At 70.6% G+C, this 17,329-nt stretch carries 11 protein-coding genes; 9 read left to right on the forward strand and 2 right to left on the reverse strand.

Annotated features, from left to right (window positions below; translation table 11 throughout):
- Nucleotides 1-29 precede the first annotated feature (29 nt).
- From hrpA to RG19_RS01895, 4 genes are all read left to right on the forward strand, one after another.
- Complete coding sequence (hrpA, locus tag RG19_RS01880; protein WP_058833776.1) at nt 30-4,208, forward strand: ATP-dependent RNA helicase HrpA; 4,179 nt, start codon at nt 30-32, stop codon at nt 4,206-4,208.
- A 136-nt stretch (nt 4,209-4,344) separates the two neighbouring features.
- A complete protein-coding gene (locus RG19_RS01885) occupies nt 4,345-4,638 on the forward strand; it encodes a hypothetical protein (protein ID WP_157515130.1) in 294 nt (97 codons plus the stop codon).
- A gap of 138 nt (nt 4,639-4,776) precedes the next feature.
- Entirely contained in the window at nt 4,777-5,001 is a 225-nt protein-coding gene (locus RG19_RS01890; RefSeq protein ID WP_058833778.1) for a hypothetical protein, read from the forward strand.
- Nucleotides 5,002-5,092: 91 nt separating this feature from the next.
- On the forward strand, nt 5,093-5,311 hold the full coding sequence (locus RG19_RS01895; RefSeq protein ID WP_157515131.1) for a hypothetical protein: 219 nt from the start codon (nt 5,093-5,095) through the stop codon (nt 5,309-5,311).
- Nucleotides 5,312-5,370: 59 nt separating this feature from the next.
- Here RG19_RS01895 and RG19_RS01900 read toward each other — a convergent pair whose 3' ends face one another.
- The gene (locus tag RG19_RS01900) at nt 5,371-5,883 is read right to left on the reverse strand and encodes a hypothetical protein (RefSeq protein WP_058833780.1); all 513 of its coding nucleotides are present in this window, start codon (nt 5,881-5,883) and stop codon (nt 5,371-5,373) included.
- Nucleotides 5,884-5,969: 86 nt separating this feature from the next.
- Here RG19_RS01900 and RG19_RS01905 point away from each other — a divergent pair, with 86 nt between their 5' ends.
- Both RG19_RS01905 and RG19_RS01910 read left to right on the forward strand, forming a co-directional pair.
- Nucleotides 5,970-8,087 carry a RelA/SpoT family protein gene (locus tag RG19_RS01905; protein ID WP_425599716.1) on the forward strand — a complete coding sequence of 706 codons (2,118 nt, stop codon included), beginning with the start codon at nt 5,970-5,972 and terminating at the stop codon, nt 8,085-8,087.
- Between the two features lie 164 nt (nt 8,088-8,251).
- Entirely contained in the window at nt 8,252-9,805 is a 1,554-nt protein-coding gene (locus RG19_RS01910; protein WP_157515132.1) for a hypothetical protein, read from the forward strand.
- Nucleotides 9,806-9,812: 7 nt separating this feature from the next.
- Here RG19_RS01910 and RG19_RS01915 read toward each other — a convergent pair whose 3' ends face one another.
- Nucleotides 9,813-11,933, reverse strand: a complete 2,121-nt coding sequence (locus RG19_RS01915) for a glycosyltransferase (protein ID WP_058833782.1) — start codon at nt 11,931-11,933, stop codon at nt 9,813-9,815.
- A 105-nt stretch (nt 11,934-12,038) separates the two neighbouring features.
- Here RG19_RS01915 and mrcB point away from each other — a divergent pair, with 105 nt between their 5' ends.
- Genes mrcB through yoaA form a run of 3 tightly spaced genes read left to right on the forward strand, consistent with a single transcriptional unit; the run spans nt 12,039 to nt 17,166 of the window.
- Nucleotides 12,039-14,576, forward strand: a complete 2,538-nt coding sequence (gene mrcB, locus RG19_RS01920) for a penicillin-binding protein 1B (RefSeq protein WP_082672420.1) — start codon at nt 12,039-12,041, stop codon at nt 14,574-14,576.
- Nucleotides 14,573-15,115 (forward strand): hypothetical protein, encoded by a 543-nt coding sequence (locus RG19_RS01925; RefSeq protein ID WP_058833783.1) that lies wholly within the window; start codon nt 14,573-14,575, stop codon nt 15,113-15,115. The genes mrcB and RG19_RS01925 overlap by 4 nt, the downstream gene beginning before the upstream one ends.
- A gap of 44 nt (nt 15,116-15,159) precedes the next feature.
- Nucleotides 15,160-17,166 carry a DNA repair helicase YoaA gene (gene yoaA, locus RG19_RS01930; protein WP_058836360.1) on the forward strand — a complete coding sequence of 669 codons (2,007 nt, stop codon included), beginning with the start codon at nt 15,160-15,162 and terminating at the stop codon, nt 17,164-17,166.
- Nucleotides 17,167-17,329 lie beyond the last annotated feature (163 nt).

Consider the following 17,329-nt stretch of genomic DNA (forward strand, 5'->3'; position numbering starts at 1 on the left):
TGACTTACAGCTGTGGATTGCAAGACGCCATGAAGACCGGTTCTCCGACCGCCCCGCGCCGGTCCGGCGGGCGCCCCGATGCCATCTTGAGCCAGGCGCGCGCCGCGATCGACGGTGCCTTGTCGCGCGATCGAGGGCGGCTATACGGACTGTGGACACGCTGGCGCCAGCGTGCCGACGATGCCGCCGCGCGGACCGCGTTCGAGGCCGCGCTGACCGCTTCGGTCGATGCCCGCCAGGCCCGTGCGGCGATGCTGCCGCGTGCGGATGTCGATCCCGCGCTGCCGATCGCCGGCGAAGCCGAGCGCATCGTCGCGCTGATCCGCGAACACCCGGTGGTGGTCATCGCCGGCGAGACGGGCTCGGGCAAGACCACCCAACTGCCGAAGCTGTGTCTGGCGGCCGGCCGGGGCCAGGCCGGCATCATCGGCTGCACCCAGCCGCGCCGGATCGCCGCACGCGCGGTGGCGCGCCGGGTGGCCGAGGAGTTGCAGGTACCGATGGGCGACGTGGTCGGCTACCAGGTGCGCTTCAACGAGCAGGTCGGTGCGCGCACGGCGGTGAAGTTCATGACCGACGGCATCCTGCTGGCGGAGATCGCGTCCGATCGCTGGCTGTCGGCCTACGACACCGTGATCATCGACGAGGCGCACGAACGCAGCCTCAACATCGATTTCCTGCTGGGGTATCTCAAGCAGTTGCTCACGCGCCGCTCCGACCTGAAGGTCATCGTGACCTCGGCGACCATCGACACCGAGCGCTTCTCGAAGCATTTCGACGACGCGCCGGTGGTCGACGTGGAAGGTCGCGGTTATCCGGTCGAGGTCCGCTGGCGACCGCTGGGCGAAGGCGCCGACGCCGCGTCGGACGCGCCCGGCGGGCCCGCGGCCCGCGGCCGGGGAGACGGCGAGGGCGGGATGTCGGTCATCGACGGCATCGTCGCCGCCTGCGACGAGATCATGCGCGAGCGCGGCATCGGCGACACGCTGGTGTTTCTGCCCGGCGAGCGCGAAATCCGCGATGCGCATCGTGCACTGGAGCGTCGCGACTACCGCCATACCGAGGTGCTGCCGCTGTATGCGCGCCTTTCCGCGCGCGACCAGGACCGGGTGTTCAATCCCGGCCCGAAGCGGCGCATCGTGCTGGCCACCAACGTGGCCGAGACCTCGCTGACGGTGCCGCGGATCCACTACGTGGTCGATCCCGGGCTGGCGCGGGTGAAGCGCTACAGTCCGCGGCAGAAGCTCGATCGCCTGCACATCGAGCCGGTGTCGCAGGCGGCCGCCGACCAGCGCAAGGGCCGCTGCGGCCGGATCGCGCCGGGGACGTGCCTGCGCCTGTACGCGGAAGCCGATTTCCAGGCGCGCGCGCCGTATACGGATCCCGAGATCCGTCGCGCCGCGCTGGCCGGCGTGATCCTGCGGATGCTGTCGCTGGGGCTGGGCGATATCGAGACGTTTCCGTTCGTGGAGCCTCCGGATCCGCGTGCGGTCGCCGACGGCTGGCAGCAGCTGACCGAACTGGGCGCCATCGACGCCGAGCGGCGCCTGACCGCGATCGGGCGCAGCATGGCGAAACTGCCGGTCGACGTGAAGCTCGCGCGTATGCTGGTGGCCGCGCAGGCCCATGGTTGCCTCGACGACATGCTGGCGATCACGGCGTTTCTGGGTATCCAGGATCCGCGCGAGCGCCCGGCCGATCAGCGCGCTGCGGCCGACAATGCGCACGCGCTGTTCGCCGATCCCAAGTCGGAGTTCGTGGGCATCCTCAGGCTGTGGGCAGGCTATCGCGAGGCGCACGAGGCGATGACCCAGTCCCAGCTGCGCCGCTGGTGCGAGACCCGGTTCCTGGGCTTCCTGCGCATGCGCGAATGGCGCGAACTGCACCGCCAGCTCAAGCTGCAATGCGAGGGCCTGGGCTGGCGTGCCGAGGGCGGCCGTGTCGCACCGCGGTCGGTGCCGCTGGCCGCGGATGCGCCGTCGACCATATCGGGCGACGCGCCCCCGGCATCGTCGCCACCCGGCGCGCGTCGCCGTCGGCGCCGGGGTGGGCGTGGCGCGTCAGCCCCGACGCACACCGACCAGGCGCAGGCCGGGGGGGCACCGGATGGCGCATCGCCCGCAGCGGACACCGGCACGCCCTACGCGATTCTCCACCGCGCGTTGATCGCCGGCCTGCCGACCCAGATCGGCCATCGCGGCGACCGTGGCCAGTACGAGGGTCCGCGCGGTCGCCGGTTCCAGTTGTTCCCCGGCTCGCCACTGGCACGCAAGCCGCCGCCATGGGTGCTTTCGGCGAATCTGCTCGATACCGAACGGGTCTGGTCGTTGACCAATGCCGCGATCGAGCCGGACTGGGTCATCGCCGAACTGCCGCATCTGCTGGCGCGCCGGCATCACGATCCGCACTGGTCGCGCGCGCAGGGCCGGGTGATCGGCAGCGAGCAGGTGAGTCTGTTCGGCCTCGTGCTCGCGCCCAAACGGCCAGTCGATTATGGGCGGTTGTATCCGGACGAGGCGCGCGCGATGTTTCTGCGCGACGGTCTGGTCACCGGCGAGATCAACCTGCGCGCGCCGTTCCTGGCGGCCAATCTCAAGGTGCTGACGCAGGCGCGCGAGGAAGAGGCCAAGCAGCGCCGGGTCGGGCTGGTGGTGGACGAGGACTGGATGGCGCAGTGGTATCACGCGCGGCTTCCGGCCGGCATCGTCGATGCGCGGACGCTGGACACCTGGTGGCGCACGGCCGACGCCGCCACGCGGCGCGCGCTGGCGTGGACCCGCGACGATCTGCTGGTCGGTGACGAGACCGATGCCGAGCGCTTTCCGCCCGTGCTGGCGGTCGGCAACGCGCGCCTGGAGGTGCGATATCGGTTCGAACCCGGCGCACCGGACGACGGCATGACCGTACGCGTTCCGCTGCACCTGCTCAACGCGCTCGATCCCGCGCGACTGTCCTGGCTCGCGCCCGGGTTCGTGGAGGACAAGGCCGCCGCGCTCATCCGTAGCCTGCCGAAGGCGCTGCGGCGTAACTTTGTGCCGGCACCGGATTTCGCGCGCGCTTTCGCGCAGGCGCATCCGGCGCCTTCGGCCGATGCGATCACCGGCACGCTCGCGCGTTTTCTCGCGCGGCTCGTCGGCGTGGCGGTGGCCGCGACCGACTACGACGAATCCGGGCTGGACCCGCACCTGCGCATCAATCTGCGACTGCTGGCACGTGATGGCCGCACGGTGCTGGCGGAGTCGCGCGACCTCGCCGCGTTGCGCGCCCGTTTCGGCGCCGAGGCCGACGCCGCGTTCGCGTCGCGAGCCGCCGAGGGGCTCGCGCAGACCGGGCTGACCGCCTTTCCCGAGCAGCCGGTGCCGCGCGAGGTGCCCGGCGCCGGCGGCATCATCGCGTACCCGGCGCTCGACGACACGGGCGACAGCGCCGCCCTGGCGGTCTACGCCGATCCGGCCGAAGCGCGGCGACGTCATCCACGCGGCGTGCGCCGGTTGCTGCGCATCGCGCTCGAACAGAAGTTGCGGCAGGCCCGCAAGCAGTTGCCCGCCAAGCCGAAGGCCGCCTTGTCGTACGCCGCCATGGAGGCGAGTGCGCCGCGACCGGACGTGTCCGGCGACCCGTTGCGGACGGACCTGGTGGAGGGGGCGTTCGCCGCACTGACGACCGAGGGGCTGGATGACATCCGCGACGCGGCCGCGTTCGCCGAGCGTCGCGATGCGGTCGGGCGTGCGCTGTTCGGTGAAGCGATGCGGCGCCTCGCGTTGGCGGAGACCGCGCTGGAGCGCATCGCCGAGATTCGCGGCCGGCTCGACGGCGGCCTGATGGGGTGGGCGCGGGCGAACCTCGACGACATGCGCCTGCACCTGGACACGCTCGCGCCGTCCGGTTTCCTGGGCACGGCGCCGGATGCCTTGCTCGAGGACATGCCGCGCTACCTGCAGGCGCTCTCGCTGCGCGCAGAGCGCGCGCTGCGCGACCCGCTGCGCGATCAGCAGCGCATGCTGGAACTCAAGCCGTTCGTCGATGCGCTGGCCGAGGCCGGCGCGGCGGGCCTGACGGACCGGCCCTCTTACCTCGCCTTCCGGCACGATCTCGAAGAACTCCGGGTGTCGATGTTCGCGCAGGAACTGGGCGCGCGCGGGGGCGTGTCGCCGAAGAAGCTCGCGGCACGGCTCGCCGGCTTGGAGGACCTGGACCGGGAATCGTGACAGTCGCCTCGACCGGGGCGGGGCGAGCGTGCTAGCGTCGTCGCCGCACACGATGCACCGCCCTCGCGGCGGACGGCCGGCGCACGATGCCCGGCGGCCTGCAGGTTATCGACCCGCAACGAACATGGAGGTTGGCTTGGCCCAGGTTCTGCTCGCCCCTGTTCTTACCGACGCCCCGCTGCGTTCGCGCCGCCAGCGCGTCTCGTCCGGTGTGGCGGCGCATTCCGGCGTCGCCGGGTCGACAGAGCGATCCACCGCCCTGACGGTCTTCCCCAACCACGAGACGTGTCCGATGGGAGCACGAGCGAAGTGGCTGGTGTCCGGTGTCATGGCGGGGGGCTTCCCCATCGGTTTGGTGTACGACTGCATCGGCGGACACGGGCCGCCGATCGGTTGCTGCCCGCCGGACGTGTTCCGCAGCCTCGGCTAGCACATCCCGCTCCGATCACGTAGGCGGGTGGCTCGCGCACGGGCCACGCCGCGAGATCAGGGTCGCCACGGACGCCGCCCCGGGCACCCCGCACGACATCCACGGCGGCTTGGCTCATCGACACAGGGAGAAGAGAAGATGAAGAAGCAACTGGCCTTGGGCGCGCTGCTGGCGCTTTCGCTCGGATTCGTCGGTAACGCCGCGGCATTCCCGACCACGCCGTGCACCGCCGAGAACGAGGGCGCGGAAGAATACGTGCCGAACAACTTCCCCAGAGGCGGGGGGGCGATCTTCCAATGCTGGGACGGGCGCTGGCACCGCGTCGCGATCTGCGACGACTTTGGAGGCTGTATCTGGATCTGACGCGGGACCGATGGGTGGCGCAGACGCCGTCCCGCGCCACTGGCATGGGAAGAAATCCGACGGCCGCATTGTCGATCTCAAGGAGAACACGATGAAGAAGCAACTCGCTCTGAGCGCATTCGTGGCGCTTTCGTTAGGGTTCGCAGCCAGCGCAGCCGCAGCTCCGACCACACCGTGCACCGCGGACAATCAGGGCGCCCAGGAAATCGTGCCGTTCGGTGCTGGGGGTGGGGCGCTCTACATGTGTCTGGGGCCCCAGTGGGTCCTCGTGGGCACCTGCGATGCGCAAGACAACTGCGTCCTGCACTGAGGTCGCGAGCGTCCTGCTTCCCGGCCGCCGCGCTGTGCGCGGCGGCTTTCGAGAGTGGCTCACTCCACCCGCTGGACCTTTGCGGTCGAGTTGTAGCCGTCCACCTGCAGCCACCACACGCCCATGAAGCCAGGCCGGATGCGCACGCCGACGTCCTGACGGCGCACGCCCGCCAGGCGCGCATTGTCGGTCTGCTCCCACACTTGGCCGTTGGCCAGGGTGTAGCGGCGGCCCTTGCCGAAGCCGGTGAACTCGCCGGCGATCGTGCTCTCGATGGGCTCCTGCGAACCGAAATGGAAGAAGCCGCGGTTCTCCTCGACCACTGCGCGCCGGCCTTCCGCGCGCGCCTGCTCGACCGCGGCGGCGGTTTCCACGCCCACCCGGCGCTCCAGCCAGGTGTTGAGGGCGGCCAGTTCGGCCGACGAGAGCTTGTCGAGGCCCGCCGCGCGGAATTCGTCGGCGCTCATCTGCTCCTGCAGTGGCGGGGCCTGCTGGGCGGCCACGGTGCCGACGGCCGCCAGGGCGATCGCGGCGCACAGGGCGCGGAGGGCAACACTGTGGTGACGGCGCATGGTCTGTTCCTCGTGGCGGTGGACGGCTAGTGTAGATCGTCCCTTTTCCACCGCGTACGTGTCCGGCCGTGTCCGTCGATCCGCCCCTGTCGTTGCCGCCCCCCAGTGTCCTCGGCCCGCCGCTGCGTGACCGGCTGGAGGCGATACTGCGTCCGGCGGGGGCGGTCTTGGAGCCGCTCGAACCCTGGCCGGTGATCGCCGACATGCTGGAAGCGCTCGGCCGATTGAACGCCGAGGGCGACGTGATCGCCGCGGCCATCCTGTTCTCCCTGCCCGAGGACGATGCTGGCCTGCAGGCATCGCTGGTCCGGGAACATCCTGCCGTGGCGGCGCTGATCGACGGCCAGCGCGCCGCGCGCCAGGTCTGGGCGCTGCACGCAGAGCGTGCCGGCCACGGCAACCAGGAGGGACTGCGCCGCCTGCTGCTGTCGATCGTGCGTGACCTGCGGGTGGTGCCGATCCTGCTGGCGCGCCAGCTCGCCTACCTGCGCGCGGCGGCGAAAGGGCCCGAAGACGAGCAGCGGGCGCTGGCGCAGCTGACCCGCGACATTCACGCGCCGCTGGCCAACCGCCTGGGCATCTGGCAGCTCAAATGGGAGCTGGAGGACCTGGCGTTCCGTTTTCTCGACCCCGACACCTACCGCCGGATCGCACGTCTTCTCGACGACAAGCGCGGTGGGCGCGAGCGTTACATCGATGCAGTGCGGCAGCGGCTGGACGAGGCGCTGGATGCACAGGGCCTGCGTGCCGATGTCGCCGGACGGCCCAAGCACATCTACAGCATCTGGAAGAAGATGCAGCGCAAGGACGTTCCCATCGGCGAGCTCTACGATCTGCGCGCGGTGCGGGTGCTGGTGGACGACGTGCCCGCCTGCTACGCCGCGCTGGGGGTGGTGCACGCCCTGTGGACCCCGGTGCCGGGCGAGTTCGACGACTACATCGCGCGCCCCAAGCGCAACGACTACCGCTCGCTGCACACCGCGGTCGTCGGGCCCGAGGGCAAGACGCTGGAGGTGCAGATCCGCACCTTCGCGATGCACGAGCAGGCCGAACTGGGCGTGGCCGCGCATTGGCGCTACAAGGAAGGCGGCAGCGGCGACGCCGCGCTGGAACGCAAGATCGAATGGATGCGGCGGTTGCTCGAGTCGCATCAGGAGAGCGGCGACGAGATGGCCCTGGCCGGCGCCCTCGACACCGAGCTGGTGGAAGACCGCATCTACACCCTGACCCCGCGCGGCGAGGTGATCGACCTGCCGCGGGGTGCCACGCCGCTGGACTTCGCCTATCACGTGCACACGATGGTCGGGCACCGCTGCCGCGGCGCGAAGGTCAACGGACGCATCGTGCCGCTCGGCCACACCTTGCAGAGCGGGGACCGGGTGGAGATCCTGACCGCGAAGACGCCCGAGCCGCGACGCGACTGGCTGGTGCCGGCCAACGGGTATCTCGCCAGTGGGCGCTCGCGCGACAAGGTGCGCGCGTGGTTCCACAAGCTCGATCGCGAGCGCAACGTGCAGGCGGGGCGCGAGTTGCTGGAGCGCGAACTCAAGCGGCTGGGGTTTCAGCAGGCGGATCCCGCACCCGCGCTCAAGCGTTTCCACGCCGCCACGCTCGACGACCTCCACGTGATGGTGGCGCTGGGCGATGTCGGGCCGCACCAGGTGGTGCGCGCACTGGGCGAGGCCGAGGCGGAGGCGCGCAAGCCCGAACCGCAGACCACGGACTTCGCCCGCGCGCCGCCGCGGCAGTTGCCCAAGGCGAGCTCCGAATTCACGGTGGTCGGCGTGGACAACCTGCTGGTGCAGATCGCCCGCTGCTGTCGCCCGCTGCCGGGGGAGGCGATCACCGGGTACCTGACCCGCACCCGCGGGATCAGCGTGCATCGCCCGGATTGCGCCGCCTTCCAGCGCCTGGCGGCCCGCGAGCCGCAGCGGGTGCTGCCGGTGGCCTGGGGACGGGCTGGCGGTGCGCACGAGGCCGAGGCGCTCGTCGATGGCGTCGATCGGCGGCATCTGCTCAAGGACCTGACCAACCTGATCGCACAGGAAGACGCGCACGTGCTCGCGATCCGCAGCGAAGGGACGCGGGGCGTGGGACGGATCCGCCTGCGGTTGCACTTGCGGGTGCAGGACCACGGCCAGTTCGCGCGTCTGCTCGGCAAGCTGGAGGCGGTGCCGGGCATCGAGCGCGTGCGCCGCGCCTGAGGCAGCACCGCCTCGGTCTGCGGGCCGGGCCGGGAACTGTGGCTCGAGGTCGCCATCGCAGCTTGCAGGCGGATGCTGCTGACGGCGCATGCCGACCGGTGACGCACGCATTCATCGGCATCTTCTATGCTGCGCCGGTGAGCCGCCGCCCCGATCCTCCGACCATGCCCGATCCGGACCGCCGCGAACCCCTCGCGACCCGGCGGCATCCGTCTGCGACAGCCGCCGGGCGCCTGTCGGACCGGATGGCGGGCTGGCCGCGTTGGGTGCGGCCGACGATGGCCGGTGCGGGTGCCCTGTTCCTGATCCTGTTACTGGTACGGCAACCCCTCGCGGACCGGCTGTGGCCCGAGACGCGGGCGCAGGTCCTGCGCGAGGAGGCGGCGATCGCACTGGCCGAAGGGCGATTGACCGCCGAGGACGGGAGCGGCGCGCGGGAACTGTACGAAGCCGCGCTGGCCATGGACCCGGATCGCAACGAGGCACGCGAGGGCCTGGCGCGTGTGGCGCTGGCGGCGCTGGCGCAGGCCGAGGCCGCGAACGATGCCGGTGATGTCGATGCGACCACGGCTGCGCTCGCACTGGCGCGTGCGCTGTCGGCGCCACGCGCGGAGGTCGAGCGTGTCGCCGCCGCGTCGCACGCCCGCCAGGCCGGGCTCGCCGGCCGCGAGGAACTGCACGCCCGTGCCGAAGCCGCTTACGCGCGTGGCGATCTGTACGGCAGCGCCAACGCCGCACTTCCGCTCTATCAGCGGATCCTCGGGTTCTGGCCGGACGACGCCGATGCGTTGCGCGGTCGCGAAGATGCGCTGGGCGACCTCCTGCAACAGGCACGCGATGCGTTGCGCCGCGGTCACTATGCGCAGGCCGCACGCGCGGTCGCGGTGGCGCGTTCGCACGATGCCGGCCATGTCGATCTTCCCGATACGCAGGCCCGGCTGGGCGAGGAGCGCGATGCACTGCTCGCACGCGCGGATCGCGATCGGGACGCCGGGCAGCTGGAGCGCGCCGAGGCGACCTATCGCGATCTGCTCGAAGCCGATCCGGATGCGGTCGATGCCGGCGAAGGTCTGGCGCTGGTGGCCGCGGCGCACGGAAGGCGCGCCGAGCGTGCGGCGGCCGACTTCCGCTTCGCGGATGCGGACGCCGCACTCGCGGAAGCGGCCCGGATCGCGCCCGACAGTGCGGCGGTCCTGGCGGCGATGCGTCAGGTCGACGGTGCGCGGCAGGCGCATGCGCGCCTGCGTCCGGAAGGGAGCCGCGACCAGCGCCGCGAGCAGGTCGCGACCCTGCTCGCGCAATTCGAAGCCGCGGAACGCCGGGGCGACCTGTTGACCCCACCCGGCGAGAGCGCATACGACCGGCTGCGCGCCGCACGCGCGCTCGCCCCCGACGATCCGGAGGTCCGAGCGGCATCGGAGCGGCTGCTTCCTGCCGCGGTGGCGTGCTTCGATCGTGAGTTGCGCGCGAACCGTCTGGCGCGCACCCGCGCCTGCCTGGACGCGCGGGTCGCGCTCGCGGAGACGGAGTCGGCCCTGGCGACCGCGCGCCGGCGGCTGGCGCAACGCTGGCTGGCGGTAGGCGCCGAGCGGCTGGGAGCGGGCGAGATCGGCGGCGCGCGCGCTGCCTACGATGCCGCAAGGGAGCTGGACCCGGGGCTGCCCGAACTGAGCGAGTTCGCCGAGCGTCTGCGCGTGGCGGGATCTGTCGCGCGGTGATCAACGACTAGCGGGGCGCCAGAAACAACGCCTGAACGACATCCCGTGCGGCGTTCGTGGAGAAATGCTCGTTCACGTTGTCGAGTCCCCGCTCCGACAGGTGCTTCCACAGATCGCGGTCTTCGTGCAGTCGCACGATCGCCTCGGCGAACTGCTTGGCGTCGTCGGCGAGCAGAACGTCATGGCCGTCCAGCAAATGCATGCCTTCGGCAGCGATGGTGGTGGCGACGACGGGCTGGCCCTGGGCCATGCTCAGGTTGATCTTGCCCTTCACGCCGGCTCCGAAACGAAGTGGGGCAACCGCGACACGGCATCCCTCCATCCAGGCGGTCAGATCGGGGACATGCCCATGCACGTGGACTCCGTTGTGTCCGTGATGTGCGGTGATCGTATCTGGTGGCGCATTCCCGATGCAGTGAAACGCCAATGCCGGCAGGCGAAGCCGTACCAGCGGCCATACCCGGTCCAGAAACCAGCGCATCGCATCCACGTTCGGTGGGTGTGCAAAGCCGCCGACGAACACGACACCATCCCGCTCGGACCAATCAGGTCCGCCATCGCCAGCGACATGGAGGTTGGACAGCAGCCTGACCTGTGCATGGGGTGCATCTTCGGCCAATACACGGGATTCAGCAGTGCTGACCACAAGGGTTACGTCGGCCTGGGCAATCACGGCGAGTTCGCGGGATCGAGTGCGGACTGCCGCGGCGAGCATGGCGGGATCCGCATGCACTTCGGCGGATCTTCGTTCGCGGACGTAGTGCAGATCCACGCTGTCGAAAAGAATGCGGGTCTTCGGTGCATGCTTGCGCAGCAACGGGATAAGGGGTGCAGCCACGAAGTGCCTGCTGAGCATCGCCACATCGAAGCGCGCACCGTTGCGCTCCACCCAGCGGGCGAGTCCGCCGAGGAAGGGGGCATACCAAGTCTCGATGCCCCGCGCCTGCAAGGCGCGCGTGTGATGGCCTGCGTGATGGCCGTCAGCGGGCACAAACACGACGTGGGCGCCATCGTCGATCAGCATATGCATCAGCGTCACCAAGCGCAGCGAGCCGGAGTCGTGGTCGGGCCGTGGGGTGGACTCGTCCACGATCAGGATCTGCCGTTGGTTGCGATGCAACGAGGCCGGTGAGGGGGTCTGTCTAGGCGAGAGTTGATGCGAAAGCGAGTCCGCGTAGTGGCGGGCGAAAACATCCCGATTACGTATCTGCGCGGCCTTCATGCCAGTGGAGAGATCCGTGCCTGCGCTCGTGCCTTCATCGTGAAGGACGCGGGCGCGCGGCTGATACAGGACCTTCAATCCCGCCTTGCGGACAGCGAATGCCAGCGCGGCATCTTCGTAGTAAGCCGGCGCATAGCGTCGATCGAAACCTCCCAGACGGTGGAACAGTTTAGCGGGAATCGCGATCGCCGCACCGCTTGCATAGTCGGTCTCGCGGACATATCCGTAACGCGGATCGTCGGGATTCTCGAAGCGACCATAGTTCCAGGCGTTGCCATCGCTGAAGATCGTGCCCCCTGCTTCCTGCAGGCGGCCGTCGGGATAGAGAAGCTGTGCACCGACCAGACCGACATCGGGAACTGCCGTGAAGGTTTCCAGGAGCATTTCCAACCAGCCCGGCTGGGGCACGGTGTCATTGTTGAGGAACACCAGCATGTCGCCGCGCGCGGCAGCGGCGCCATCGTTACAGGCCGCGATGAATCCGCCGTTGTGCTCCCTGCGTAGATAGCGCAGGCCGTCGATACGGGGAAGCAAGGTCGGGGTCGAATCGGAGCTGGAATCGTCGACTACCAACACCTCAGCCGCTACATGTGGCGGCTGGAGCGACAGGCTGCGAAGGCAGGCCAGTGTGTGGGTGAGCTGGCCGTATACGGGAATTATGATGCTGACCCGTGGTGCATCCGAACGAGGCAGCGAGAACGGCGCGAAGGTGTCGGGCGTCATCGGCTCGGGCCGCCAGAGGGGGTCTGAGGGCGGAGTCGACGGGCGTAACGCCTTGGCCATGCGTGTTCTGATGCGCTCCCAGGTGGCTCGCCCGCCACGGGTATGCAGGCTGGCCCACGTACGGCGGAACAGGCCGAGCGCCCGGGCCAGCCGGAAGCGCGCATCAGTCAGCGAAAACGACATCCTGTGGAACTCCAGCTGACTGGGCGAGGGTGTGGCCGTCAGCGCGAAACGAGGCTGGGCTAGACTGCGGCCTGCCATTGTCGCATCCCGGAGAGCGTCCTGCAGATGCCCAAGCGTCAGGACTCGTTAGCGCGCATCGATTACGACGAAGACGACCACGGCGGCGGTGGCGGTGGCGGCGATCGCCCCGGCCGGACGTGGTTGCGCAGGGCGTTGATCCTGATCCTGGCGTTCGCCGGGCTCGGGCTCGGCTTCCTGGTGCCGTACACCATCCACCTCAACCAGCAGGTCAACCAACGCTTCGGCGAGTTGCGCTGGCAGGTGCCCACGCGCGTGTACGCGCGGCCGTTGCAGCTCGCGCCGGGGCTGGCTCTGGACGCCCAGACGCTCCGCCTGGAGCTGGAGTCGGCCGGCTATCGTGAAGGCGACGGTGAGCGGCCCGGCACCTACCTGGCCGGCGACAACGGCCGCTGGACGATTTCCAGCCGTGGCTTCCAGGATGTCGATGGCGCGGTCGCGCCACGGCGGGTCGAGGTGGGACTGTCGGGCGGTCGCATCGCCCGCCTGCGCGATGTCGGCGGGGATGCCGGGATCGAACGCGCGCGCCTGGATCCCGCCCGTATCGCCACGCTCTACGGGCAGAACCAGGAGGAGCGTCGTCTGGTTCGCGTGGAGGACGTGCCGGTGCTGCTCACCGATGCCCTGCAGGCGGTGGAGGATTCGGACTTCGCCCATCACCGGGGTATCGACGTGCCCGGCATGCTGCGCGCGGCCTGGATCAACCTGCGCGCCGGCGAGGCGCGCCAGGGCGGCAGCACGCTGACCCAGCAGCTGGCCCGTTCCGGCCTGCTCGGGATCGGCCGCGAGCAGACCTACACGCGCAAGTTCAACGAGATTCTCTACGCGATGCTGATCGAGGCCCGTTACGACAAGGGCACGATCCTGGAGGCGTACCTCAATCAGGTGTACCTGGGCCAGCGCGGCGCGCAGGCGATCCACGGCGTGGCCGCGGGAGCGGAGTACTGGTTCTCCCGGCGCCTGGAGGATCTCGACACCGAGCACGTCGCCCTGTTGGTGGGCATCATCCGCGGCCCGTCCTACTACGACCCGCGGCGTCAGCCCGAGCGCGCCAAGGTCCGCCGCGATTTCGCGCTCTCGCGCATGTTCGGCGCCGGACTGATCGACGAGGCCGAGTACCGCCGCGCACTGGAGGCGCCGCTGGGGATCAGCGACACACCGGGCATGCTGGCGGCGAACCGCTTTCCGGCGTATGTGGATCTGATCCGCCGGCAACTCGCCGCCGACTATCCGGCCGATGTGCTGCAGAGCGCAGGACTGAGCGTGATGAGCGCGATGTCGCCCGCCGCGCAGGGCTATGCCGAAGGCGCGGTGCGGCGCACGATCGAGGCGCTCAGCAACGACAAACGGCCCGAGCTGCAGTCCGGCGTGGTGGTGACCGACGCGCACAGCGGCGAGGTCATCGCCGTCGTGGGGTCGTCGCAGCCGACGGTGCACGGCTTCAACCGGGCCATCGAGGCGCAGCGCCCGGTCGGTTCGCTGCTCAAGCCGTTCGTCTATCTGCTGGCGCTGGCCCGGCCGACCGAGTTCTCCCTGGCCACCTGGGTCGAGGACGCGCCGGTCAACATGGTGCTGCCCAACGGTCAGCGCTGGAATCCCGCGAACGCGGACAACCGCAGCCACGGCACCGTGCGGTTGATGGATGCGCTGGCGCGCTCCTACAACCAGGCCACCGTGCGTGTGGGCATGATGGTGGGGCCGCAGGCGCTCGCGGATCTGGTCCGCGAACTGGCGGGCATCCGCTCCGAGCCCAACCCCGCGTTGATTCTCGGATCGGTGGACCAGAGTCCGTACGCGATGGCGCAGCTGTATCAGTTCCTGGCCTCGGGCGGCGAGCGTCAGCCGCTGCGCATGGTGCGCGGCGTGCTCGACAGCGAAGGCCGGGTGCTGCGCCGCTACGACGCGGCCCCGCCCGATGCGCAGCCGGGCGATGCGGTGGCCGTCGGTCTGATCACCCTCGCGCTCCAGCACGCGGTGAGCTCCGGCACCGGCCGCCAACTGGTCAACGACGGACTCGGCCGCCTGCAGCCTGCCGGCAAGACCGGCACCAGCAACGACGGCCGCGACAGCTGGTTCGCCGGCTGGACCGGCGATCACCTGGCCGTGGTCTGGATCGGCAACGACCAGAACGAATCCACCGGGCTGTACGGGGCGACCGGCGCGATGCGCGTGTGGTCGGACCTGTTCGGCCGCCTGCCCAGTGCGCCGCTGCAGGTCGCCGACCGCGGCCTCGACTGGCAGTGGGTCGCCCGCAGCGCGGCGACCGACGCCGGCTGTCCGGAGGCCCGGCGGTTCGCCTTCATCGATGGCTACGCACCGCGCTATGAGGCGTGCTACGCCTATCCGTCCGCACCGTACGCGACCTATCCGGGCGAACGTCCGCTCCCGCAGGACGTGCCGACGCCGCCGCAGGACGCCTACGGGCCGGCACCGCCGCCGCCTCCGCAACAGGTCCAGGAGCCCCAGCGCGAGGGCTTCTGGCGTCGCGTGTTCGGCAGCGGCGATCACGACCGCGGCGAGCCGCCGCCCACACCGCCGTCTCCTGAAGGAAGTTTTCCGCCATGACCTTGCGTTTCCGCACCGCCCACGGCCTGTTGGGCTGCATTCTGTCGACGGCGTTCCTCGCCGGTTGTGCGATGGGGCCGGCATCGTCGCCCCGGTCGGCGGGTGCGCCGGCGTCGGTATCTGCCGTCGAGGCGGTGACCGCCATCCGCGCGGCGGCCGGCGACGGCGAAGGCGAACTGTCGGTGCAGCCGCTGCGCGACGGGCGGGTGGAGGACCTGCGTCACCAGGCCGCGCAGCAGGAAGCGGCGGGCGATGTCGCCGGCGCCGCGGCCCGCCTGGACGAAGCGCTGGCGATCGTGCCGGAAGATCCGGCGATCCTGCAGGAACGCGCGGAAGTGGCGATCCTGCAGGGCGACACCGCTACGGCCGACCGTCTCGCCCAGCGCGCCTACGCGCTCGGTTCGCAGGTCGGTCCGTTGTGCCGTCGGCACTGGGCGACACTGCAGCACCTGCGGCAACGGCAGGGCGACGACGCCGGCGCGGCGCAGGCGCAGGCACAGATCGAGGGCTGCCGGGTCGGGGCACTCGACCGGTTCTGATCGTGGGCGACGACGTACGGCTGCCGGACGCGGCGGGCGGCGATCTGCCGGGTCGCGTCCACGCGGCCCTGGACGAGGGCGGTGCGCTCGCGCAGGCCCTGCCCCAGTTCCATGCGCGGCCGCCGCAGCAGGCGCTCGCGGCAGCGGTGGCGGATGCGTTCGCGCGCGGCGATACCCTGCTGGCGGAAGCCGGCACCGGCACCGGCAAGACCTTCGCCTACCTCGTGCCGGCGCTGCTGTCGGGGCTGCGCACCATCGTCTCGACCGGCACCCGTGCGCTGCAGGACCAGCTTTACCATCGCGACCTGCCGCGGGTGCGCGATGCGTTGGGCGTCGGGCTGAAGGCCGCGCTGCTCAAGGGGCGGGCGAACTATCTGTGCCTCTACCGGATGACCCGCACCCGCGGCGAGCCGCGCTTCACCGCGCGCGACCAGGTGGCCCTGTTCCAGCGCATCGTCGCCTGGAGCGGGCGCACCCGCATGGGCGACTTGGCCGAGATCGAGGCCCTGCCCGAGGACTCGCCGCTGATTCCGATGGTGACCTCCACCGTCGACAACTGCCTGGGCAGCGAATGTCCGTTCTGGAGCGAATGCTTCGTGGTCCAGGCCCGGCAGCGCGCGCAGATGGCCGACGTGGTCGTGGTCAACCACCATCTGCTGCTGGCCGATCTCGCGCTGAAGCAGGAGGGCTTCGGGGAGATCCTGCCCGGCGCGCAGGCGTTCGTCGTCGACGAGGCGCACCAGTTGCCGGAGCTGGCCGTGCAGTTCTTCGGCGAAGGCCTCAGTGCGCGGCCGCTGGTCGAGCTGGCACGCGACGGCATCGGCGAATGCCGCGACGTGCCCGGTGCGCGGGCCACCCTGCAAGATCCCGCCCTGCAGCTCGAACAATCGGTGCACGGCTTGCGTGCGGCCATGGAGACACTGCCCCCGCGCGGTACGCTCGATCGCGCACTGCACGATGCCCGGGTGCAGGACGGTCTGGAAGGGCTTTCCGATGCGCTGCACGGTTTCGCCGATGCCGTCGCGCCGCTGCGCGAGGCCAGCCCCGGGCTGGATGCGGCGCATGCGCGCGCGCAGGACTTCCTGGCCAGGCTGCGGCGCTGGCAGGCCTGGGACGGTCCGGGCGCGTTCGACACCCCGGACGGAGTTGGCGACGGGCACGACGCCGACACAGGGGGCGGTGGCCCCGTCGCGGCCGATGGCGACGTGCGCTGGTACGAACTGTCGCCGCGGGGATTCCGGCTGCAACGCACGCCGCTGGATGTCTCGGCGCCGTTGCGCGCGCATCGCGAGCGGTCCGCCGCCGCCTGGGTGTTCACTTCGGCCACGCTGGCGGTGGACGGTCATTTCGAGCACATCGCCGAACGGCTCGGCCTCGAAGCCCCGCGCACGCTGTTCGCGCCGAGCCCGTTCGACTGGACGCGTCAGGCCTTGTGCTTCCTGCCGCCGGGCCTGCCGCCGCCGTCGGCGCGCGAGTACACCGCGGCGGTGGCCGAGGCGGTTTTGCCGGTGCTGCAGGCGTCCGGTGGGCGCGCGTTCCTGCTGTTCGCCTCGCACCGCGCGTTGCGCGAGACCGCGGCCCTGCTGCGCGACGGTCCGTGGCCGCTGTTCGTGCAGGGCGAGGCGCCGCGTCATGTGCTGTTGCAGCGTTTCCGCGAATCGGGCAACGGGGTGCTGCTGGGCGCGGCCAGCTTCCGCGAGGGCGTCGACGTGGTCGGCGATGCGCTGAGCGTGGTGGTGATCGACAAGCTGCCGTTCGCGGCGCCCGACGACCCGGTCTTCGAAGCGCGTCTCGAGGCGATCCGCCGTGCCGGTGGCCGCCCTTTCGCCGACGAGCAGTTGCCGCAGGCGGTGATCGCCTTGAAACAGGGCGTGGGGCGATTGATCCGCAGCGAGCGCGACCGCGGCGTGCTGGTGCTGTGCGATCCGCGGCTGACCACCCGCGGGTACGGACGGACGTTTCTCGGATCGCTGCCGCCGTTTCCCGTCACCCGGGCGCTCGCGGAGGTCCAGGCGTTCTTCGGCGAGGCGGGCGACGGGACGCCCGCGTAGACGGTCGTACGGCCCGGCATCGTGGCCGGGGACCGCAGCGGTACTAGTCGCCGCTAACTGCGGCGTCCCGATCAGGCGTTCGTGCCACCGGCCATGGATCGTCTCGAGGTCGTCCGCATGGGCGGCCTGCTCGAGCGGTCCGGGCCGGATCCCTCGTGGCGAC

It is taken from the genome of Luteimonas abyssi (assembly GCF_001482195.1).
In the GTDB taxonomy this organism is placed as follows: domain Bacteria; phylum Pseudomonadota; class Gammaproteobacteria; order Xanthomonadales; family Xanthomonadaceae; genus Luteimonas; species Luteimonas abyssi.

What these genes read in the sequence shown, in the direction of transcription:
- hrpA (WP_058833776.1), top strand. Translation starts at nt 30, where the DNA reads ATGAAGACCGGTTCTCCGACCGCCCCGCGCCGGTCCGGCGGGCGCCCC.
- RG19_RS01890 (WP_058833778.1), top strand. Translation starts at nt 4,777, where the DNA reads ATGAAGAAGCAACTGGCCTTGGGCGCGCTGCTGGCGCTTTCGCTCGGA.
- mrcB (WP_082672420.1), top strand. Translation starts at nt 12,039, where the DNA reads ATGCCCAAGCGTCAGGACTCGTTAGCGCGCATCGATTACGACGAAGAC.
- RG19_RS01915 (WP_058833782.1), bottom strand. Translation starts at nt 11,933, where the DNA reads ATGTCGTTTTCGCTGACTGATGCGCGCTTCCGGCTGGCCCGGGCGCTC.
- RG19_RS01895 (WP_157515131.1), top strand. Translation starts at nt 5,093, where the DNA reads ATGAAGAAGCAACTCGCTCTGAGCGCATTCGTGGCGCTTTCGTTAGGG.
- RG19_RS01900 (WP_058833780.1), bottom strand. Translation starts at nt 5,883, where the DNA reads ATGCGCCGTCACCACAGTGTTGCCCTCCGCGCCCTGTGCGCCGCGATC.
- RG19_RS01925 (WP_058833783.1), top strand. Translation starts at nt 14,573, where the DNA reads ATGACCTTGCGTTTCCGCACCGCCCACGGCCTGTTGGGCTGCATTCTG.
- RG19_RS01910 (WP_157515132.1), top strand. Translation starts at nt 8,252, where the DNA reads ATGCCCGATCCGGACCGCCGCGAACCCCTCGCGACCCGGCGGCATCCG.